The organism is Rhizobium sp. 10N414, from assembly GCF_056394785.1.
This window is the reverse complement of sequence record NZ_JBFTIN010000021.1, coordinates 54,444-75,371: the sequence shown is the minus strand read 5'-3', so window position 1 is coordinate 75,371 and position 20,928 is coordinate 54,444. Positions and strand designations below refer to the sequence as shown.

At 58.0% G+C, this 20,928-nt stretch carries 20 protein-coding genes and 2 pseudogenes; 7 read left to right on the top strand and 15 right to left on the bottom strand.

Features of this window, described 5'->3' with window-relative positions; translation table 11 throughout:
- Window positions 1–33 precede the first annotated feature (33 nt).
- The 8 genes and pseudogenes from AC1DE4_RS19230 to AC1DE4_RS19195 form a co-directional block, all read right to left on the bottom strand.
- The gene (locus AC1DE4_RS19230) at window positions 34–1,629 is read right to left on the bottom strand and encodes a GMC family oxidoreductase (RefSeq protein ID WP_477882556.1); all 1,596 of its coding nucleotides are present in this window, start codon (window positions 1,627–1,629) and stop codon (window positions 34–36) included.
- Window positions 1,629–3,125: an aldehyde dehydrogenase family protein gene (locus AC1DE4_RS19225; RefSeq protein ID WP_477882554.1), complete on the bottom strand. Its 1,497-nt coding sequence runs from the start codon at window positions 3,123–3,125 to the stop codon at window positions 1,629–1,631. Before AC1DE4_RS19225 ends, AC1DE4_RS19230 begins: the two co-directional genes overlap by 1 nt.
- Window positions 3,126–3,190: 65 nt before the next feature.
- Window positions 3,191–3,679 (bottom strand): zinc-binding dehydrogenase, encoded by a 489-nt coding sequence (locus AC1DE4_RS19220; protein ID WP_477882598.1) that lies wholly within the window; start codon window positions 3,677–3,679, stop codon window positions 3,191–3,193.
- A gap of 198 nt (window positions 3,680–3,877) precedes the next feature.
- Window positions 3,878–4,087: pseudogene (locus AC1DE4_RS19215) on the bottom strand (alcohol dehydrogenase catalytic domain-containing protein); the annotation flags it as partial.
- 145 nt (window positions 4,088–4,232) lie between these two features.
- Entirely contained in the window at window positions 4,233–5,174 is a 942-nt protein-coding gene (locus AC1DE4_RS19210) for an ABC transporter permease (protein WP_477882552.1), read from the bottom strand.
- A gap of 7 nt (window positions 5,175–5,181) precedes the next feature.
- Window positions 5,182–6,687, bottom strand: a complete 1,506-nt coding sequence (locus AC1DE4_RS19205) for a sugar ABC transporter ATP-binding protein (RefSeq protein WP_192241723.1) — start codon at window positions 6,685–6,687, stop codon at window positions 5,182–5,184.
- Between the two features lie 8 nt (window positions 6,688–6,695).
- Window positions 6,696–7,658: an ABC transporter permease gene (locus AC1DE4_RS19200; RefSeq protein ID WP_192241724.1), complete on the bottom strand. Its 963-nt coding sequence runs from the start codon at window positions 7,656–7,658 to the stop codon at window positions 6,696–6,698.
- Window positions 7,659–7,737: 79 nt separating this feature from the next.
- Entirely contained in the window at window positions 7,738–8,853 is a 1,116-nt protein-coding gene (locus AC1DE4_RS19195) for a sugar ABC transporter substrate-binding protein (RefSeq protein WP_477882549.1), read from the bottom strand.
- Window positions 8,854–9,044: 191 nt separating this feature from the next.
- On the opposite strand from AC1DE4_RS19195, the gene AC1DE4_RS19190 reads away from it, so the two are divergent.
- Entirely contained in the window at window positions 9,045–9,728 is a 684-nt protein-coding gene (locus tag AC1DE4_RS19190; RefSeq protein ID WP_192241766.1) for a TetR/AcrR family transcriptional regulator, read from the top strand.
- Between the two features lies 1 nt (window position 9,729).
- On the opposite strand, the gene AC1DE4_RS19185 is transcribed toward AC1DE4_RS19190, so the two are convergent.
- Genes AC1DE4_RS19185 through AC1DE4_RS19175 form a run of 3 tightly spaced genes read right to left on the bottom strand, consistent with a single transcriptional unit; the run spans window position 9,730 to window position 10,477 of the window.
- Window positions 9,730–10,014 carry a GlcG/HbpS family heme-binding protein gene (locus AC1DE4_RS19185; protein ID WP_477882547.1) on the bottom strand — a complete coding sequence of 95 codons (285 nt, stop codon included), beginning with the start codon at window positions 10,012–10,014 and terminating at the stop codon, window positions 9,730–9,732.
- A gap of 11 nt (window positions 10,015–10,025) precedes the next feature.
- Window positions 10,026–10,154: a hypothetical protein gene (locus AC1DE4_RS19180; protein ID WP_477882545.1), complete on the bottom strand. Its 129-nt coding sequence runs from the start codon at window positions 10,152–10,154 to the stop codon at window positions 10,026–10,028.
- 47 nt (window positions 10,155–10,201) lie between these two features.
- Window positions 10,202–10,477 (bottom strand): LuxR C-terminal-related transcriptional regulator, encoded by a 276-nt coding sequence (locus AC1DE4_RS19175; RefSeq protein ID WP_477882543.1) that lies wholly within the window; start codon window positions 10,475–10,477, stop codon window positions 10,202–10,204.
- Window positions 10,478–10,487: 10 nt separating this feature from the next.
- Between AC1DE4_RS19175 and AC1DE4_RS19170 the strand changes: the two are divergent.
- The 5 genes and pseudogenes from AC1DE4_RS19170 to AC1DE4_RS19150 all read left to right on the top strand — a co-directional run.
- Window positions 10,488–10,686: pseudogene (locus AC1DE4_RS19170) on the top strand (IS66 family transposase); the annotation flags it as partial.
- A gap of 346 nt (window positions 10,687–11,032) precedes the next feature.
- Complete coding sequence (locus tag AC1DE4_RS19165; RefSeq protein ID WP_477882541.1) at window positions 11,033–11,659, top strand: hypothetical protein; 627 nt, start codon at window positions 11,033–11,035, stop codon at window positions 11,657–11,659.
- Between the two features lie 23 nt (window positions 11,660–11,682).
- Window positions 11,683–12,243 carry a hypothetical protein gene (locus AC1DE4_RS19160; RefSeq protein WP_477882539.1) on the top strand — a complete coding sequence of 187 codons (561 nt, stop codon included), beginning with the start codon at window positions 11,683–11,685 and terminating at the stop codon, window positions 12,241–12,243.
- Window positions 12,244–12,564: 321 nt separating this feature from the next.
- On the top strand, window positions 12,565–13,587 hold the full coding sequence (locus tag AC1DE4_RS19155) for a hypothetical protein (protein WP_477882537.1): 1,023 nt from the start codon (window positions 12,565–12,567) through the stop codon (window positions 13,585–13,587).
- Window positions 13,538–14,290, top strand: a complete 753-nt coding sequence (locus tag AC1DE4_RS19150; RefSeq protein ID WP_477882535.1) for a hypothetical protein — start codon at window positions 13,538–13,540, stop codon at window positions 14,288–14,290. The genes AC1DE4_RS19155 and AC1DE4_RS19150 overlap by 50 nt, the downstream gene beginning before the upstream one ends.
- Window positions 14,291–15,125: 835 nt before the next feature.
- On the opposite strand, the gene AC1DE4_RS19145 is transcribed toward AC1DE4_RS19150, so the two are convergent.
- The 4 genes from AC1DE4_RS19145 to AC1DE4_RS19130 all read right to left on the bottom strand — a co-directional run bounded on the left by AC1DE4_RS19145 (window position 15,126) and on the right by AC1DE4_RS19130 (window position 20,125).
- On the bottom strand, window positions 15,126–16,043 hold the full coding sequence (locus AC1DE4_RS19145) for an MBL fold metallo-hydrolase (protein ID WP_477882595.1): 918 nt from the start codon (window positions 16,041–16,043) through the stop codon (window positions 15,126–15,128).
- 552 nt (window positions 16,044–16,595) lie between these two features.
- Window positions 16,596–17,363, bottom strand: a complete 768-nt coding sequence (locus AC1DE4_RS19140) for an SDR family oxidoreductase (protein WP_025660670.1) — start codon at window positions 17,361–17,363, stop codon at window positions 16,596–16,598.
- A 198-nt stretch (window positions 17,364–17,561) separates the two neighbouring features.
- Window positions 17,562–19,016 carry a GntP family permease gene (locus AC1DE4_RS19135; RefSeq protein WP_025660669.1) on the bottom strand — a complete coding sequence of 485 codons (1,455 nt, stop codon included), beginning with the start codon at window positions 19,014–19,016 and terminating at the stop codon, window positions 17,562–17,564.
- Window positions 19,017–19,039: 23 nt separating this feature from the next.
- On the bottom strand, window positions 19,040–20,125 hold the full coding sequence (locus tag AC1DE4_RS19130) for a patatin-like phospholipase family protein (protein WP_113161628.1): 1,086 nt from the start codon (window positions 20,123–20,125) through the stop codon (window positions 19,040–19,042).
- A 224-nt stretch (window positions 20,126–20,349) separates the two neighbouring features.
- On the opposite strand from AC1DE4_RS19130, the gene AC1DE4_RS19125 reads away from it, so the two are divergent.
- Entirely contained in the window at window positions 20,350–20,856 is a 507-nt protein-coding gene (locus tag AC1DE4_RS19125) for a hypothetical protein (protein ID WP_025660667.1), read from the top strand.
- Window positions 20,857–20,928: the final 72 nt, after the last annotated feature.

Below are 20,928 nucleotides of genomic sequence, written 5' to 3'. Positions count from 1 at the left end.
GATGGGTCGCCTCTCGGCAGGCGTCTTTCGTGCTTAGCGGTTGCCCTTTATGAAATCGGAAGCGCGTTCCGCGATCATGATCGTCGGGGCGTTCGTATTCGAGCCAACCAAGGATGGCATCACCGAACTGTCGCAAATTCGGATTCCCTCCAGGCCGTGAATGCGAAGCTTTGGATCCACAACCGACATCTCGTCCGTGCCCATCCTGCATGTGCAGGTGGGATGATAGGACGTTCTTCCAAATTTGCGCGCATAGTCTTCGAAATCTGCCTGCGTTCGAACGTTCGGGTCCGGAAAATGGATCGTCTTCACGTATTTCTGAAGCGATGCCTGCCGCATGATTTCGCAACTTATTTTCACGCCTTCCACCGAGATCCTGAGGTCATCCGGATCTGAGAGGAAGTTGGGATCCACGAGCGGCAAATCGCGAGGATCAGATGACCTCAGCGTAACTGTTCCCCTCGACTTCGGTCTTAGAGTGTAACTGTTGAGGGTCACGCCCGAGGTTCCCTTCGGAACCGATGGAACGCCTGCCTCTGCTCCCGCTCCGGCGAGGAAATGGAACTGGAGGTCCGGCCGCGTCTCCGACTTGTCGCCGTACCAGAACGCGCCGCCTTCGACGACATTGGAAGTCACGGGGCCGGAGTTGAACAGCGCGTATTGAAGCCCTGCCCATAGCATCCAACGGAGCTCGTTATACTTGTCGAGGCTCTCGCGGTTCCTGATCTCCGCCACGATATCGACACCGTAGTGATCGGTAAGGTTCTGGCCAACCCCACCCAGATCCTGGATGATCGGAATGCCCAGCGATCGAAGATGCGCTGCCGGACCTACTCCAGAATGCATAAGCAACTTCGGCGTTCCGATCGCCCCCGCCGTGACGACGACCTCGGTCGCGGCGCCAGCATGGAGTTTTTTTCCGCCGACGACATAATCGATCCCGACCGCCCTGGCGCCCTCGAACACCACCCGAAGCACCAGCGCACCGGTGACAAGTGTAAGGTTTGGCCGTCCAAGAACAGGCTTCAGGTATCCTACCGCGGCCGAGCAGCGTCGATTGTTGCGGGTCGTTAGCTGGTAGATGCCCGCTCCTTCCTGACGCTCTCCGTTGAAATCCGGATTGTAGGGAATGCCGTACTCCTGGCAGCTCTTCGCGAAGGCTTTGGTGAGTGGGTTGGGGTCAGGAATATTCGACACTCCCAGCGGCCCATCGGTACCATGAAGAGCTCCGGAATAGACGGTGTTGCCTTCGGCTCGAAGGAAGTATTTCTGGACCTCTTTGAAGCCCCATCCCTCGGCTCCTTCTTGCTCCCACCGATCGTAGTCGCTTGGATGGCCCCGCGTATATACCTCGGCGTTAATCGAGGAGCCGCCGCCCAGCACCTTCGCTTGGGCATAGGGTATTACGCGGTTCATGGCGTGCTTCTGTGGAACAGTTTCGAGGCCCCAGGTCAGCGGCCCGGTCGTCATCTTTGCAAAGCCGACGGGCATATGTATCAGCGGGTTCTTATCGCGGTCGCCAGCTTCGATGAGGCACACCCGCGCCGCCGGGTCCTCGGACAGGCGAGCTGCGAGCACGCAGCCTGCCGATCCGCCGCCGACGATGACATAGTCAAACGAATTGATCATCACACGATCCAGGGCTGGCGTTTGCCGATGTCGACGTGAACCGACTTTATCTGGGTGTATTCCTCAACGCCGTAGATGCCGGCTTCACGACCCCATCCGGACTGCTTGAATCCCCCGAGCGGCATTTCCGGCCCACCCGCCATGATAGTGTTCACCCAGAAACGTCCTGCCCGAACGCGACGCGTGACTGACAGCGCCTTGCTGACGTCGGATGTCCATAGGCTCGCTGCCAGGCCGTACACCGTGTCGTTCGCCAGTTGCACCGCCTCGTCGACCGTCTCGAAGCTAAAGCTCGACAATACGGGACCGAAAATCTCGTCGGTTGCGATCTCCATGTCGCGACGAACCCCAGTGAATAGGGTCGGCTGAATGTACTGGCCGCCGTCATGCTCCATTTTCGAACCGCCCACAAGAACTCGCGCTCCAGCCGACTTGCCCTTTTCGATGTAATCGAGGATCGTTTTGTTCTGTGCCTCCGTCGTGATCGCACCGACCTGAGTAGCCGGATCGAGCGGGTCCCCAACGACGATTTTTTTCATCTTCGACGCCARGAGCTCCTCGAACTGCTGGGCGACCTTGGCTTCGACGATCAGTCGGCTCGATGAAACGCAGCACTGTCCGGTATTGAAAGAAATGCCAAAGGCGGCGGCGTCCGCCGCCGCTTCAAGGTCGGCGTCGGCGAACACGATAATCGGGTTCTTGCCGCCGAGTTCCAATCCGAGCTTTTTGAAGTTGGAGTCGGCTGCGGCATGCACGCAGGCACGGCCTACGGCAGTCGATCCGGTGAACGACACCATGTCGATATCAGGATGTTCGGTAATCGCCTGCCCGATGGTGCGCCCGGACCCGGTGACGACGTTGTAGACGCCGCGCGGCAGCCCGGCTTCGACGAGAATCTCCGCGAGCAGCAACGTCGTGACGCTGGTGACCTCGGAAGGCTTCACGACGAGCGTGCATCCGGACGCGAGAATGAACGGAACGCGTTCGCACAGGATCAGGAAAGGAAAATTCCATGGCGTTATCAATCCAACGACGCCGATCGGCTCGCGCAGGACCATGCCGAACAGGTTCTTTCCGAGATTGTTGAAGCTGTCGCCGTGCAATGCGCGCGCAGCTCCAGCCGCTGTCTCGAAACACGCAATGCAGTGATCGATTTCACCGAGTGCCTGCGAGATCGGCTTGCCGTTCTCGAGCGTTTCCCAATAAGCCACCTCATCGCGTCGGCGCTTCAGAATTTCTGCGACACGCAAGAGGACGCCAGCTCGTTCCGCCCCGGAAAGGTCAGACCAGGAGCCATTTTCGAAGGCTGCCCTTGCAGCGGCAACGGCTGCGTTCAGATCCTCGACCGTGCAACGGGAAGTTCGAGAGACGGGCACACCATGACCTGGGGAGACTCGCTCGAAGTGGTCGCTACCCTGCCTCCATTGACCATCGACAAAAAAGCCGAAAGTCTTGGGTTGTTCGGGAAGGCGAAGCATTGGTGAGAGCTGATCCATGTGATCCTCCATTTAATCGGTTTCAGCAAGTCAACGCCGTTCAAGCGGCGGTGACCGATGGGGTCTCACGACACCCGCAACTGGGTTTTCAGATCGTTCGATCTTTTTGGCAGGCTCTCGAAAGCTTCCTGGATTTCCGCAAGTGGGAAGACCGCACCAGTGAAAGCCTTCACGTCGAAGCGTTGATGGGTCAGCAGTTTCAAGGCCTGATACATGTCTTCGCCCATCGCGGCGACCGAGCCCTTCAGGCCGTTCTCGTGGAGCACCGTTCCAAGGATCGGTAGGTCGACGGTATCCTGGGGGCCCGTGATACCGAAGAATGACACGTGTCCACCCTTCCTGATGAGATCGAAGGCCGTGGAGTAGAGTCTTGCATTCCCCACGCTCTCAATAACGAAATCCGCACCCACACCGTCCGTCGCGGCGAGAACGGCATCCTTGAGCTTGGTGGGATCCGTTACGATCACATCGGCTCCGGCTGCCAATGCTGCCTCGCAACGGGATGTCGACAGATCAAAAACGACGATCGGTGCAGCGCCGACCAACCGCATCATTTGAACATGAAGATTGCCGATGGGCCCTGCTCCGAGGACGACAACGGAATCGCCGACACCTATTCCGGCCTTCTTCGCGGCGCGCACAACGCACCCGACGGGTTCGGTGAGGGCCAGGACTTCAGGAGCTACCCCTGCGGGAGCGGGAATAACGAGACGCGCTGGAACGGCTACGTACTCAGCAAACGCGCCGTCTCGCCCGATTCCAATCTGGGAGACTTCGGCACAGTTCAATACCTCGTTCCGCCGGCACCAGTAGCAGTTACCGCAGCCGATGTTTATGTCGGCCACGACGGTTGTGCCGACGCTCAAGTGCGTGACGTCACTTCCGACAGCATCTATCGTCCCGCAGAATTCGTGCCCGGGTATCAGGGGCAACGCATCGGCGGCGTATCTCCCGTGGAACATGTGAATATCGGTGCCGCAAATCCCGATCTGAGAAACTTTGACAAGTACGTCATTCGGTCCGATCCGGGGGATGGCGACCTGCTTTACCTCGAACTTTCCGGGCTCGACGAGTACCGCCGCCGTCATGGTTCTTTGCGCATTCATCTCATTTTACCGTCTTCAGTTTGGAGCGGTCAATCGTCAGCGCAATTGYSACGATGAGAACAAGGCCGAACAACATCTGCTGCTGCGTTGCTTCGATGCCGAAGTACAACATGGATGCCCTGATGACCGCGACAATCATTGCGCCAATCGCAGTGTTCAGCACACCTCCCACGCCACCAGTCAGCGGCGTTCCTCCAACGAGGACAGCCACAATAGCCGGAAGCAGGAAACCATTGGCGATAGTCGGCGCTCCACCTGAGAGCTTCACGGCGAAGAGAAGGCCGGCGATGGCTGCGAGTGCACCGGAGATCGCGAACGCCAAAATCTTGTAGAAACCGACATCGACACCGGACGCTGCCGCCGCGGGCTCGCCTGCGCCGATCGCCTTGAACACACGCCCGAGACGGGTCCGACGTTCAATAAAGAGGCAAATCAAAAGCAGTCCTGCCGCTATGAAGAGTTCGTTCGGGATGATACCGACATGCCCAATCATCCATCCGAATACCTCGTCCCGCTGGGCGGCGTCCATGTTGAGGGCGCGCTGGCCGGAGAGCCATTGAGCGACGGAGAAGGCAACGCCGCCCACCGCGAGCGTCGAAATGAACGATGGAACAAAGAGCCTGGTGGTTGCGTATCCCGACACCATTCCAAGAAGAAATCCGCAGGCGATACAGAGCACGGCCACCCACGGGCCCATACTGGCGAGGTAAACGGATGCGATGACCGTCACCATGTTCGCCATTGATTGGGCAGAGAGATCTATCCCCCCAATGTAGATAGCGAACGTCAATCCCAATGCCATAATGAACAGCGGTACGATATCGCTGGCCAGCTCAAGCAGATTTGTAAGCTTGAGAAAATCCGGGTTCGGAATCCCTACGATCGCCGTCAGTGCAAGCAGCGTAATCCAGGGAAGATGGGTTTTGAGTTTGTAGAGGTCCATGGTTCCCTCAAATCATGTAGTGGAGAAGGTCATAAAGGGTCGGCTTCGATCCAGGCGTATATTCGAACCGCTTGGTGACCTTACCGTCTTTGACGACAACTATGGTGTGAGCCAGACCGATGGCTTCCTCGAGCGTGTCGGCGACAAGGACGATGCCGACGCCCAAAGCGGACATGTCACGCACCATCTCGTAGACGTCTTCCTTTGCGCCGATGTCCAGTCCACGGGTGGGATGGTCTAGCAGCATGATGTCCGATCCGCCGGACCGCCACTTGGCCAGGACTACCTTCTGTTGGTTGCCACCCGAGAGATTGCCGCAGTCCGCGTATTCGGAGTGCGCCTTGATCGAAAGTTTGCGTATCCAGTCCCGCGCGAGGGCGCGTTCCTCGCCGATACGCATGACGCCAGCGTTCGAGCGCCGCCCGAGTTGGGAAAGGGTCATGTTCTCGTAGACGTTCATGCCGGCGACGATTCCTTCGATCTTTCGCTCGCGCGGCACGTAGCCAAGGCCCCGTGCGACGGCCTTCATTGGATTGAAGCGGGAAATTGATCGTCCTTTGATTTTGAGTTGTCCCTTGGTCGGCGACACCATTCCGTAGATCGCGCGCATGATGCCTTCGCGGCCGGATCCCTCCGTACCCACGAGGCAGACAACCTCACCCGCATGTACCTTGAGCGATACATCCCGGACCTTGCCGGGCAAGGACACGTTATCGAGTTCGACAAGCACCTTCGAAGCGTCGTAGGCCGTCTGTCGGGTCTCTCGATAATATTCGCGGTCAATGCTTCGACCCACCATCTTGTGCTGGATCGCGTCAACATCCGCTTTTCCGCTCTCGACGACGTCGACTACCTGACCGTCCTTCATGACGTAGACACGGTTGCTAAGTTCCATCACCTCATCCATGCGGTGTGAGACGAATATGAACGATGCTCGTGTGGTCAGTTCACGCACAAGCTTGAAGAGGAGCTGCACTTCGTCCTGGCTGAGAACGGAGGTCGGTTCATCGAGAAGAATAATGAGATCGCCCTTCACGCGCTCTTCGAGCGTCAGGACCTTGGCCAGTTCGACCAACTGCCGTTGTGCGAACGAGAGTTTCGACGTCACGGTCGCCGGGTCTATATCCAGCTTCACCTTCGCGAGTTGAAACTTCGCAGCGGCCGCCATCGCCCGCCAGTTTACGACACCCGCACGAGTGAACTGGCCTTCGTAACCGAGAAAGATGTTCTCCATCACAGACAGGTTGGTGATCAGCGACTGCTCCTGAAACACCATCCCCACTCCATGCTCCATGGCCTGGCGGGGATTGGCAAACCGGACAGACTTTCCGTTGATGGTGATCTGCCCGGAATCGGGCTGATAAGCGCCGTAGATCACCTTCATGAGGCTCGACTTGCCTGCGCCGTTCTCGCCCACCAAACCAACGATTTCGCCGCGTCCAATTTCGAAATTCACCGTCTTCAGCGCGTGTACGCCGGGGAACTTTTTGTCGACTGCTTTGAGCTGAAACATCGCCGGCCTCACTTCACAAAGGAAATCGAAAGACGGTCGGTGGAAAGCACCACCGATAGGATGACCAGTGCACCGAGGACACCCTGTTGCATGAAGTCCGGAAGGCCGATGACGACCATGCCGTTGTTGATCACGCCGACAATCAGCACACCGACGAGAGCGTTCCAAACGCCGCCGATACCACCCCAAAGCGCAACCCCGCCGACCACCACCGAGGTGATGGAAACAAACATGAAGTTTGCGCCGGAAATCGACTCAGCCTGCCCGATACGACCGACGACCAGGATCGCGGCGAGTGCGTAGAAGATGCCCGCGAGGCCAAATCCGAGCACCCTGACCTTCGCAACATTGACGCCGGACGCGTGTGCGAGATCCTCGCCACCCCCAACCGCATAGAAGTTCCTGCCAAGGATCGTGTAACGCTGAATGAACCATGCGACCAGCAATCCGAGGACGGCGACATAGACCATCAGCGGGAAACCGAGAAAGCGGAATGTCAGGAGACTACGGAACGCCGGATCGGATACCTTCACTATATCCCCACCTGTCAGGAGAATGCCCGCTCCGGTTCCAATGAAGCCCATCGCGAGGCTGGCCATAAAGGATGGTATTCGAAGCTTCACATGGACCAGACCATTCAGAATTCCGACCAGCCCACCGATTAGAAGCGTAGCCGGAATCGCAAGCCAACCGATCCAGTTCAATGTCTCACCGAGGCCGAGGAACATGTAGGCAAAAAGGACTGCGGCCAGAGTGACAGCGCCCTCCATCGAAAGGTCGATTGACCCCATGACGATAATGAACGTCACGCCGACGGCAACCATCAGAGCGGGCGCTGACGCCACGGCAATTCTGGAGAAGTTCCGGACTGAGAGGAACGTTGGGTTGATGACGGTGAACAGTATCACCAGTGCAAGCAGCACCAAAAATGGAGCCCACTTGATAAGATTCTCACGCGACACCGACGTCATCGGACCGCTCCTCCCTTACTTGTATGCGATGGCCTCGGGGGCGGGCGCGATCCGTCGAGGTCGCGCCCGCCCAATCCAATTAGTTGCTGTACTTGATCTGACCCTTGGTCGGCGACCAGTAGTCCTTCCAGTCATAGGCAGGGGTCGCATCCATGTACTTCGCCTTGAATTCCGCTGCATCCTTGCTGGAAATCAGGATTGTCGGTCCGTAGAACTCGCGATGTTCCTTGGGCTCTTCCGAAGGCTTGAACGCGCCTGTCGCAGCGTAGTAGGCAAGCGCTGCGGAAACGCCGCCACCCCAGTATGGATTGGTGAAGACGGTGGCGAGAAGCTTGCCATCCATGACCAGTTTGACGGCTTCGGGATTGCCATCGTACGCGACGATCGGCATGTCCTCGATACCCTCCGCGCGCAACGCCTCGATGACGCCATAGGCAATGTTGTCGTTCGCGCAATGTACGCCCTTGATCTTGTCTCCATAGCGCGTCAGGAACGACGACATCAGCGCAGCGCCCTTCTGCGTATCCCAATCCGCCGGCTGGGCGTCGAGGATTTCGATCTTCGGGTATTCGGCGGCGGCCTTCTTCAATCCTGCCAGGCGCTCAATTGCCGGGTTATTCGCGGCGATACCTCCCAAGTGAACGACGCCGCCTTCGCCGCCCATGGCTTCAAAGAGGATACGGGCCGTCTGGGCGGCGGGCTCAACGTCCGACCAAGTCATGTGGCTGACGTAACTGTCGCCAAAATCCCAGGGGTGAAGGTCGTCCGTCTTGTTCCAGATGGTCGAGACATATCCTCCAGCCGCCTTCACCGCTTCCACGACCGGTCGAGCGTTCGGGCTGTCATTGGCGTCGCAGGCAATGGCGCAATTTCCATTGTTCTTGGCCAGGAAAGCCTTGATATCGGCGAGCGACTTCTCGGACGAACCCTCGTTGATGAGGCTGACGAGGTCGCCTTTCTGCTTGCCGATCGACTCAGCGAAGGCTTCTCCGCCGGACACGATCGCATTCCAGTAAGCGGACGCGCGGTCGCGGTAGCTCCATGCGATCGCCGGGTCTTTCAGGGCAGCCTGCGCAACGCCGCGCTGGCCGACACCCGGCACGAACATCGCACCCATTCCAACTGCGGACGCCAGCATGAAGTTTCGACGCGAAATCGTCTCCCGCTCGATGAAGTCCTTGATAAAGGTCGACATGACTCTCTCCTCCCGTTTAGCCAAAAAACATGCGCCTAGGAACGCATCCATGTACCGCTCGGGGCGGTTCTGGAGCGTGTGCCTTATCGTAGAAACGCACTAACCAGTTACTTGGTTATGGCATCGTTCGTCAAGTGCAAACTGTTGACCTACGTCCACTTTCATGCACCAACCAGTTCGTGTATATTGAAATGCACGATTTGCTAGAATTTGCTTGGAGACGACCTTTGGATTCGAAAGTACGGACTAAATCAGCCAAGCCACCGCGCGACGCTGAGGCAACGAAGGCCAGAATACTGGAGGCCGCGAAAAAGGAATTCGCAAAGAACGGACTGGCCGGCGCCCGGGTGGACGTGATCGCTGAGCGATCGCTCAACAACAAGCGCATGATGTATCACTACTTCGAAGGTAAAGATCACCTTTTCCAAATGGTTCTTGAACAGGCGTACGTCGACATACGCACGGCCGAACAGAAACTAAACCTGGAAAGTCTCCCGCCGAAGGAGGCGCTCGAGGCCTTTGTGCGGTTTACCTGGGCGTATTATCTGAAACACCCCGAATTCATCACCCTGGTCAACAGTGCCAACCTTCACAGGGCGAAGCACCTCAAGGGCTCGGAGGTGGTCAAGGTCACCAATCGCAAGCTTGTCAGCCTGGTCGGCGGCATCCTCGCCAGGGGCGTAGAGGCCGGCGTTTTCCGGGATGGCATAGACCCCGTTCAGCTCAACATCACGATCGCGGCGATCGGATACTACTACCTCACAAACCGCTTCACAGGCTCCATTATTTTCGAACGCGACCTTATGGACAAGGATGCGCTCGACGATCGCCTCAACTTCAATATCGAGACGATCATGCGCATGGTGTGCGCGTAGCCTACTCCCAGGCGAGGCCCACACATCGAAGCGCCTCCTGCGCACAGGCGACATCCTCGAAGTCCTGTGCGCCGGACACTCCGATCCCGCCGACGATACTACCCTCGAATTTGACGGGAACGCCGCCGCCCCAGACTAGGAGCCGATCGCGGTTTGCGATGCCGAGCCGCAGTGAAGGGCTCTGATCCATCCTGTCGAAAAAGGCCGCCGTTGATCGTCTCATCGTCGCAGCTGTGAACGCCTTGTCCTCGGCAAACGTGAGGGTCTGGGAGGAAACCCCGTCCATACGCGCCGAGGCTACTGTCGCTCGGCGGCGTCCACAACGCAGACAGCAATCTTCCATTCTTTCGTCGCAGCAAACTCGAATGCCGACGACACCAATTCCAGGGCAGTCGCCGTGTTTACGTGCGAAACCGTAACGATCATGCGGATTCCTTCCTCAAGGTGAACCTTCATACTCTCTAACTAGATAGTTACTTTCTATGAGATCGACTTCGTTCGGTCAATCGCTTCAATCGGCAGTCGGCACCTTCAGAGTGCCGGAGAAGCGGCCCGCCTTGCGGACTACATGAGGCCAAATTCCGATGCCTCCGCGACGGCATGCGTTCTGTTCTTGCATCTAGCTTCTTCACGGCAGTTTGCATGTACGAGTTGACGGTATGGGGCGAGAGGCTAGGTATCAGGCCGATTTCCACTGAGCCCTTGTCCTGGGCAGAAAATTTCAGACATTCGATCTCCCGCTCCGCCAAATGTTCGGTTCTCTACCGTTTGTCCGAGATGCACGACCGGCTGGGGGTAGACATCTCCCGCTCCGTCATGGCGGAATGGATCGGCCGCGTGTCAGTCCTGGTGGCCCCGCTCATCCTGCTGATCAGAGCCCATCTCGCGGCCGTCGATCGAATACACACGGACGATACCCCGGTCGGATGTCCTCGACCCAGGACGAGGCAAGACGAAACCGGTTCTCTCCGCTGCTCACATTCATCCGGACGGCTCCCTACAGTTCCTCGTAGGTACCGATAAGGGTGTCAAGGAAGTCGAGCCCCTCAAAGCTCAGGGCCTTTCTGACCGGCTGCTGCCAGCGCTCGTTAGCAACGCCGGCTAAATCGACAATGAGGATTTGCTTGCCTTGACGAGCGCTTCGTTTGGATGAACCCGTATAAGTGCGTTGGCATCTAGCCACAAGCAATTGGCGATCTAGGACAATCTGACGGGCCCAAGGCTTCCTACATGGGGTCGTGGCGGCTTCCAAGGCTCGCGCGAAAGCGCACGTCGATGCAATGGCCGCGACAGAGGAACTCACAATGCGAAGGGTGGCCGCAGTCACTGTCGCGGTGGCAAGTTTTTTTGCTGCGGTGCCGGTGAATAGCGCCGACTACCGGAAGGTGGATGTCGACGCGATCTCAGTAACGGGTCCTATCGAGTTTGGTGACGAAACCAAATTCAAGGTCGCGGTTAGCGAGATCTCTAAAGACAAACTCACGAACGCCGGGGTTGTGCTGATCGTCGACACACCCGGCGGCAACATCTACGCCGCGCGCCAGATTGCAGCGGGGATGCTTTCGGCCAGGATCAAGGGCATACCCACGACAATTGTGCTCCGTGCGGGATCCATTTGCGCTTCGTCCTGCGTCGTGATGTTCGCAGCCGCCACAACCCGTATCGTCGAAGTCGGCGGCACGACGGGCGGCAAGCGAATTCCCTCGGGGGCTCTCTACGTTCACACCCTGGCGATCGATGGCAATGAGACAGAAGCCACCATGGCCGCGTCCGTCGAGCTTGCGCGGGTCATGAAGGAAGTGGGTACGCCCGACCCTGTCCTCGCCAAATTGCTACTAACCGGTACCCGCGATGGCAGGCGACTCGACGCCAGTGATTTGAAGAGCTGGGACAACACAATCCTCGTTCCCTTCCAGGGTTCGCAACCGTGATGATCGATAAAGGAGTAACGAACTTGATCAAGACCCTGCTTGTCGCAACTACCGTGCTTGGAAGTTGCGTAAGTGCTGCCGGTGCACAAGACATCGTACTTTGTGGGTTCGTATCGAAGAAGAACGGGGATTTTATCGGGTACAACTTGGCCATTGAAGCCGGCAGCTCCAGAGCGGTCGAAACTGCCTTCTACAAGGGCAACGACGAGATCCGCCATCTCACCGGTGGACAGCCATACTGGTATATCTCCAAGTCTCCTAGCGGCGGTCGGAACTACACCTATGGTCCCGACCCCCGCTACGTCATCTCGGTTGCCCCCGGATCACCTGAACACGTCAGCCTTCAGACTGGTCAGTTCGATAGCTGGAACGCAGGTCTCTTCGTTAACCACAGACTCATTTCTAGGCCAAATGGGTTCTGCATGGTGCCGCGGGCGGCAGTGCCGAGCGTCCCATCGACCGAGCAAATTCCCGACCTATCTGCGCAGCAGCCAAGCATACCTCGGCAGCAGGCCAACGAACCGGTGCAACCGATCGAAAACCCCACCGACGATCTTGGGGCCGCCTTCGATGCTAACCAATGAGCCTGCGTTTTAGCCTCCCAGATGGGTGCCTTCTTGCACGAAAGAACATCCACAATTTCAATGAATTGCCTGCATGGGGAATTTCCAGCTGGTTCTCAGGACATTTCAAGTCGCCTGACTGGCCTGAACCGGCTTACTATTGGGGCTCTTTCTGGGACGCCCCACAGCAGCTTGTAGGGAAGCAGCGAAATTGTCCTGGATTGCAGAACTAGAGACCCTCGCCAGGCTCTATGAATCCGCTCTTTGCACTGCCAGCAACGGTTTGTAACTTTTTTTTGCGATTGTAACATTTTCATGTTACGGTTTTGAAAAAGGGTTACAGTGCTGATGCTGACGGAAGAGACCATCCACCGATATCTCGATATGCTGATGACCGGCCCTGTGGCTGTCACCAGGACTCGGCCCGATCTCCCGGGTTTCGTGCGCGCTCAATACAACACCTTTCGCATTGATCTGCGAGGTCAAGAGTTTCTTGGCATAGCGGTGAAGCAATCGGAAAACTTCTCCATATCTGCCTTCGCGAAACATCTGAAAACGATCGGCAGTGCAGTGGCTGCCGACTGGGTCTTGTTGTTCGACAGGCTTCCCAACTATCAGGCTCACCGTCTCAGAAGCATGGGAATGCCTTTTGTAGTCCCATTCCAGCAAATGTTTTGGCCTGCCATCGGCCAAGTCATACAGGCTTCCAATACTCCGCCGGTTGCAGCCAGGCTTGTTCCTAAACTTTCCCCAGCGAGCCAAGCTGCAGTCATTGCAGCTATGAACGGTGTGATCCCCACAAGAATTAATGTCACTGAATTGGCTGTCGCTCTACGCCTCTCCAAGATGTCGTCATCACGCATCATAAATGAGCTGCTTTCCGCAAAGATCGGGTTTGAAGATCAATCCGGACGCCAGCGCATGTTGGTTTTACCAGAAACCCCGAAGGAGCTGTGGGATATCGGCCTCCCCTTCCTGGCCTCCCCTGTGCGCCAGACTTTCTTTATTCAGATTGGAGACCTTCCCGCCGGAGCATTGCAATCTGGAGAGACAGCACTTGCAGCGCAGACTATGCTGGTTGCACCTCCAGTGCCTGTTTATGCCCTCTCCCGTGAACTTACAGCTCTCCTGGAACACCGATCGATTCCCGATGCAGAAAGCGGGACCGCCGTCTGTGAAGTGGAGAAATGGAAATATGACCCTCAAGTAACCGCGAGAGATAACTATGTGGATAACTTCTCCCTGTATTTAAGCTTGCGCGACAATCGCGATGATCGCCTGCAAATTGCGTTGAAAGAGCTATTAGGAGACTATTTTGATACACGGGATCGGGATTTTCCGGAGACATTTCGCCGACCATTTTAACAAGTATGTCCTCATCGGCGGCGCGGCGTCGCACCTTTTGATGGAAGAGAGAGGTTTCGATCCGAGGGCAACCAAGGATCTCGATATCGTTTTGACGCTGGAGACGATGGACACTTCTTTTCTAAAGGATTTCTGGCGTTTTATTGCAGAGGGCGGCTATAAACTCCAGGAGAGAAGTACGGGAGAGAAGCGGTTTTACCAATTCCAGAACCCGGAGAACAAGGATTTTCCGCTGATGATCGAGTTGTTCTCGCGTGGCCCCGACCAGATTGAACTGGCAGAGGGAGCAACCCTTACCCCGATCCCCGCCGATGAGGAAGTTTCAAGTCTTTCCGCGATTCTTCTCAATGACGATTATTACAACCTGATCCAGCAGAGTCGATACGAAATAGACGGTGTCGCTATCGTCGACAAAGGCTGCCTAATCCCCCTCAAGGCGTACGCATGGTGTGACCTTCGAGAACGGCGAGCCAAAGGCGAGGAAATCGACTCGAAGAAGATCAGAAAGCATGAAACGGACATCCTGAAACTTTCGGAAATGATCCTGGAGGGGGATCATTTCGACGTGCCAGAGTTGGCCCAGAAGCACATTCGGGAGTTCCTTGCTAATGTTGCCGATCGAAAACCTAGCGATCTCGCTGCGATTAGCGTTAACGTTACGATGGAGGAGGCAAAGGAAAACGTCGCAAGGGCATTCTTGTAATCTTCCTCTCCTAAAAACGCATTCCGCAGAGAAGCTGCAGAGCTGTTGCTTGACTCGATCGTGCTAAAAGGCCGAGAACCTGAGGGCTCGGTCACCCAGGAAGGTCGTGTCCGGCTGCAGCAGATGGACGTCGCCACCCTCTCCTACTTCAGTCAGCGGACGCCATCTTGCGCAGCGAAGAAATCTTAAGCTCTTCGATAACCTTGCAGGCAAACGCCGGCGTAATGAAGGTTTCGCCGTTATGCTCAGCCCTTACGCCCTGAATAAGCTCGCCGGCACCACTACCGTTGAGAACATACCGGTCGCGCCGGCATTGAGTGCGCGAACGGCGATGTCGCTTCTCGTCAAGGCGGTGAAGGCGAGGAACTTTGTGTCCTTGGCGAAGTCGCGACGATCTTCGCGATGACCTCGAATATGTTTCCAAGCATCATCACGTCCACCACGAATACGTCCGGGCGGATTTCCGCGTCATCTTGAGATGTCGCCGGCCGTGCTTCCCGTCGCCGCGACCGTGAAATCTTCGTTCAGTTTAATGATCATCGACCAACGCGATAGAAACCGATTCCATACGGACGTCCCAGGCCATTCGTTCCCTCGAGTTCACTATGGAGCCATCCCTTGAAGCCGCGGCAGATGTATCCCTCGTAAGGCGAGAGGCGCGGTGCGGTGCCGCCTAGCGGCCGGCGCATTTCATTTGGAACATGTTTGCTGCCTTCGACTGCTGCAACGACTAGGCCCATCAAGAGCCTAGTGGGTTTTTTCCGATGCAAGTTCGACCGTGTACGCATGGGCCTCGGTCGACGAGCCGCTTACGCGGAATGATCGACCCAAGTGGTCAATAGTCCCAGAAGGCCGGGACCCAGCGGAAAGCATCGCCATCAACCGCCACGTGGCCGACGGACGGGAACGGCAGGTGCGTGGCAACGAGCTGTGCGCCGGTCTGCGCCAGCTCCCGCAAAAGTCGGACCCGGACGCGGGCCGCCTCTTCCGGGTCGTGTTCGAAACCGTTATACCAGTCGGGGTGTTCGAACCCGACCGCAAACACGGCGTCGCCGGCAAACATCAGCCGATCACCGCCGGACGCCACGCGGACCACGCAATGCCCGGGAGTGTGGCCGCCGGTACGTGTGGCGACCACGCCCGGCGCCACCTCTTGCTCTTCATCGAACAGCCGCAGATGGCTGCGGTATTCTTCGGTGAACCGTTTGGCGGCCGCCCGAAGCGCGTCCGGGAACCCCGGCGGCATCGAGACGCGGGAGAAATCGGGCGCCTCCCAGAACTTGACCTCGGCGGCCGCCACGTGGATCCGCAGGTCCGGCCGCAGCCGTTCCTTCACCCCGTCGACGAGCAGCCCGCCAACATGGTCCATGTGCATGTGGGTCAGCACGATGTCGGTGACGGATCCAAGATCGATGCCGGCCGCCTCCAGTCGCTTGGTCAACTGCCCGGCCCGCGGCAAGTTCAAGTCCGGGTCCAATCCCAGTCCAGCGTCGATGAGTATGGTCTGCCCGCCACTGCGCACAAGAACCGCATTCAGCGACCAGTCGAAAGCGTCCTGCGGCAGGAACATATCATCCAGCCAGCCAGCTCGGGCGGTCGGGTCGGCGTTATGTCCCAACATCGCGGTTGGAAGCGGCAGTACCCCATCGCTGATAACCAGGACGTCAATCTCGCCGACCCGCACCGCGTAGCGCGACGGGACCAACTCTTCGGACCGTGCTCTGGGGGGTTGTGAGGCGTTGTTCCGGGTCATGTTCGCCTCCTCCTGCCCAATCCTGCGGCTCTCTGCTTCTGCCTGTGACATGGTGTGCTCCTATTTTGCGTGATCGAGACATGTCGGTCCCGAGCCCGTAGCGGACGCTAGGTCGAAGCGTATTGGCGGTCGAGCTACACCTGAGGACAGGGCAGCCTGTGCATGGGGAGGACGGCTGCGAAGATTTGGTGGTGAACATGCTGGGCTGAAGGCGTAGGTGCCCTTGCCTGCCGAATGGTGCCCGGCACACCAACCAGCGGCCACGAGCCACGGTCTGGCACGTCGAAGGACGGCACGCTACAATTGAATTTCGCTATGCCGCGGCCAGACAAACCGCGCGCGAACGCTCGGCAAGGCATACGACCCGGAACCGTCTTTACGGACGTGCAGAATGGGCCGGTTGGATCCGCCCGGTGAATTTGTCCGACCCATTGAGGTTCTGAAATCCGAGGGCCGCCGCTCCGCTGTATTTCTCGTACTCGCTGCCACTGGGCAGACGCGCCTCATAGCGTTGAACCTGATTTCAGCGGGCTGCAACGGCGATAGGCATCACTAGAGGCAAGTCGTGATGCCACCGTCGACATAGAGAGTGTGTCCGTTGACAAAGGATGATCCTTTCCCGGACAGGAAGACCGCCGCACCGATCAGTTCATCCACCTCACCCCAGCGGGCGGCAGGCGTGCGCTTTTGAAGCCATGAGGAGAACTCCTCGTTATCCACGAGAGCCTGATTGAGCGGCGTCTTGAAATAGCCCGGCGCGAGGGCATTCACCTGGATTCCGAACTTGGCCCAGTCGGCGCACATACCTCGGGTCAGGTTCTTCACAGCGCCCTTGGTGGCGGTGTAGGGGGCGATGCCCGGACGAGCGAGTTCGCTTTGGACGGAGGCGATGTTGATGATCTTTCCTGCGCCGCGCGTGATCATGTGCCGGGCAACGGCCTGCCCGACATAGAAGATGCTGGAGACGTTGGTTTTCAGCAGTTGCTCCCAGCGATCGGCCGGAAAATCCTCGAGCGACGTCCGAAACTGCATTCCCGCATTGTTGATGAGAATATCGATTGGACCAATGGCGCTCTCGATCTCGTCGATGCCACGTTTGACTGCGTCAGCATCGGTCACATCAAAGGCATTCACAGCAACATCGTAACCGGCTTCTCGCAGAGCCTTCGCGGCCGCCTCCAGCTTCGACGCATCCCGTCCGTTCAGCACGACGGATGCGCCATGCTCGGCAAGCCCCTTGGCCAACGCAAAACCAATCCCTTGTGACGAGCCGGTTACCAATGCTCGCCTGCCGCTGAGATCGAAAAGCGGAAAACCCATCATGTACTCTCCAGTGTCTCGTATTCGACATGCGCACTCGCCCGAACCGGGTGACGCGGAGCTCAATCCAGCCGGTACAGTCTGTTGTCCTGAGTACACCTTGACGCTGGGAGCCGATAGAGGCACCGGCGTCCGCCCGTCGATCGTCGCGATCGCGTGGATGCAGCCACGCACTCCCGGATGTGGTGCCGCAGCCGGTCAGAACGATCCGACAAGCGTTCCGAGCGTGATGACGACGACCAGCGCAACAAGGGCGCTTGCGATGGCGGCCATGGCGAGATCAAGGTAACCATCCTTGTGCGAGACACCGCAGACAGAAAGGAGCGTCACGACAGCACCGTTGTGCGGCAAGCTGTCCAGCGTGCCGGCGCCGATGACCGCAACCCGGTGCATGAGTTGGGGATCGAGACCGGTCTGGTGGGCAATTTCCATGTAGGTCGGCCCCAGGGCATCGAGCGCGATCGTCAGCCCGCCTGACGCCGAACCGGTCAATGCAGCAAGGATATTCGTCGCAATCGCAAGAGAGACCAGTGGCCCTCCCTCGATGCCCAGGACCCAGACCTTCACCGTCTCGAATGCAGGGAGAGCAGCCACGACGGCGCCGAAGCCAACAAGGCTGGCAACGCTCATGATCGGCAGGACAGCCGCGTTGACGCCGGCATCGATGATGGAACGGAGACCAGGAAGGCGGTTAAAGTTGGTAACGAGGAGCGCCACAATGCCCGCCGTCAATGCCACAATCACCGACCAGACACCCGCAACCGCTGAAAGTGTGGTTGAGCCCCAGGCAGTTTCCGCCAGATAATGCGCGTCGATACGCGGCAAAACGGCGAACGTCATCACCAGATTGGTCGCAACGACGACCACCAGCGGCAGCGCTGCGATCAAAAAGCTTGGTCGCATCGCCGCATGACCGCCGCGCGCAATTTCACCCGGATCGAAGTCATGCGCGACTGCGCCACGCTCCCGCATCCTGTCGTCATTTGAAATGGCATCAGAGGCCGTCAAGCCAGCATAGCGATAGGTCTCCCCTGCCAGCTTCGCCTTTCGCCGCGCCATCTGCAGCCACCACATGCCGAAACCAAGCATGACCGCCGAGGCAATGACGCCGAGCCCTGGAGCAGCAAACGGATTGGTGCCAAAAAATGGCATCGGGATCGCATTCTGGATCGCCGGCGTGCCCGGCATGGCAGACATGGTGAAGGTGGATGTTCCAAGGGCGATTGCTGCCGGCATGAGCCGGTGCGGAATGTCGGCCGCCTTGAAGAGAGCATGCCCCATTGGAGCAAGGACGAAGAAAGCGACAAACAGGCTGACGCCGCCATATGTGACGAAGGCGCCAGCAAGCACGACGGCGAATATGGCTCGTCCTGCCCCGAGCTTCTCGGTCATCTTCACGGCAATTGCCTCAACAGAACCACTGGCTTCCATGAGCTTGCCGAAAAGAGCGCCAAGCAGAAAAATCGGGAAGAACTGGGCAATGAAATCCGCCGCGTTGCGCATGAAAGTCTGCGTCCAGCTGGCAAGCAAGGGCTGGCCAGCCAACAGTGCGGCAAGCAGGGCACAAAGGGGTGCGAGAAGAAGGATGCTCCAGCCGCGGTAAGCGAGCGCGACGAGAACACCAAGTGCGATAAGGACGCCAACAATATCCATGACGGGGCTTTGCGCTCTGACGTCTATTGCAGGACGGTATCGAGCAGGCTTTCGATGTCAAAGCTCGCCCGCTTTCCAATATCCGTGCCATGGCTGGCGAGAAATTCTTGCGCGGTCTCGCGCCCTTCCTGCCGCAGCATCGAAAGAAACTCCCACTCGCCGTTCATCTTGGATGATGCGCTGAGTTCCACCATGCGCGGTGGCGTTGCAATTCGATGGAGACGTATGCTTGACCATTCCTTCGCCCAGGCGATTTCATCCGGCGCAACGCCGCTTTCCGAAAGCATCCGCTGGAGTATGGCCATCGCTCGCAATTCCTTCTTCAGGCTGGAGTTAAAGGAGATCTCGTTGATGCGATTGAGAATTTCACGTGCAGTCCTCGGAACGCCCGCGCGCTCCACGGGATTGACCTGAACAAGCAAAATGTCGCGTGCCGCACTCTCCCGGACGACCGGCGTAAGCAGCGGATTTCCCGAAAACCCACCGTCCCAGTAGGGATCACCGTCTATTTCGATCGCCTGGTGCAGCATCGGCAGGCATGCCGAAGCCAGCACGGCGTCGGCACTCAGTTCGTCGTTGCGAAACACCCTCGGCAGCCCGGTTCGCACGTTCGTGGCATTGACAAACAGCTTGATCTCAGAGCGCTTCAAGGCCTCGAAGTCCACGCTTTCCTCGAGGATGTCGCGGAGCGGATTGATGTTGGCCGGATTGATCTCATAGGGCGAAAACAAGCGGCTCATAAGGTCGAAGAAGAGATAGGCGGGCGAGTGGTCAAGCGACCAGTTACCGGTCATCACGTCAAACGCCGTTCGCTGAAACGGGCTGAACCGCGCCACGTCGCTGACCCGGGCCCAAAATGCCTCGAGAGCCACCTTCGCGCCCTCTCGACCATCCAGCGCATAACCATGCGCAAGTACCACCGCGTTCATTGCACCGGCCGAGGTGCCGGTTATGCTTGAAATCTCCAGCCAGGGTTCATCGATGAGCCGTTCGATCACACCCCAGGTGAAAGCGCCGTGCGCGCCACCTCCCTGGAGCGCCAGATCAATTGCGATCGGATCGCGATCGGATCGCGTGGCACGGGCATTGCTGTACGGTCTTGGCGGCATTCGGACCTCCGAGTTCAGCGTCTCTACCTTATGGCGATTATTGCAGTGCAGCAATAGCAGTTCTCAACTGACAGAAATTTCGCTCGATGAGGTCGAACCTCCAGACCAAGAGGAATTCGCTTGCGTTTCCCCACCGCGTTGGGACATTTTGGCCGAGTTCCTGCAGTGAGAGGAACTTTCAAGCATTCTGAGGCATTCCTGATCATCTCCAAGGGGAGGACGTCATGAAGTGCTGCCGACATGCTGCTGTGGCCGCGCTGTTCTGGCTGGTCACGGGCTTCGCATATGCCGACGAGGCGCCTTTCCTCCAGTCGCTTGCTGGCGATTGGACCGGCGGAGGCATGATGAAACGCACGACCTCCTCGTCCCCGATCAACCTGAGTTGCAATTTCACATCCCAAGCGAGTGGCGAGGCGCTATCGATGAAGGGGACCTGCCGCGGGATGATCGTTATCACGCGACCGGTGTCGGCCAATATCACGGTCACCGGAACACAGTATGCCGGTCGTTACGTCGGTCCGTCCGGTGGCGTATCCGGTCTTCAGGGAAGCCGCCGCGGCGACGCCATCAATCTCGCGGTGCGCTGGTCAAAGGTGATAAACGGTGATCGCAGCGCCAACATGACCATCCAGCGGATCGACGCCAATGCGATCCGCATCCGAACTGTCGACAAGGATCCTGCGTCCGGCCAGCAGGTGGTGACCAGTGAGATCAGCCTGCAGCGCGATTAGGTGCCGAGGCCGATACAACCTCTCGTCGGAGCAGCCGCGCGAACCTATATAGATGGCAAAATGCCGGTGATG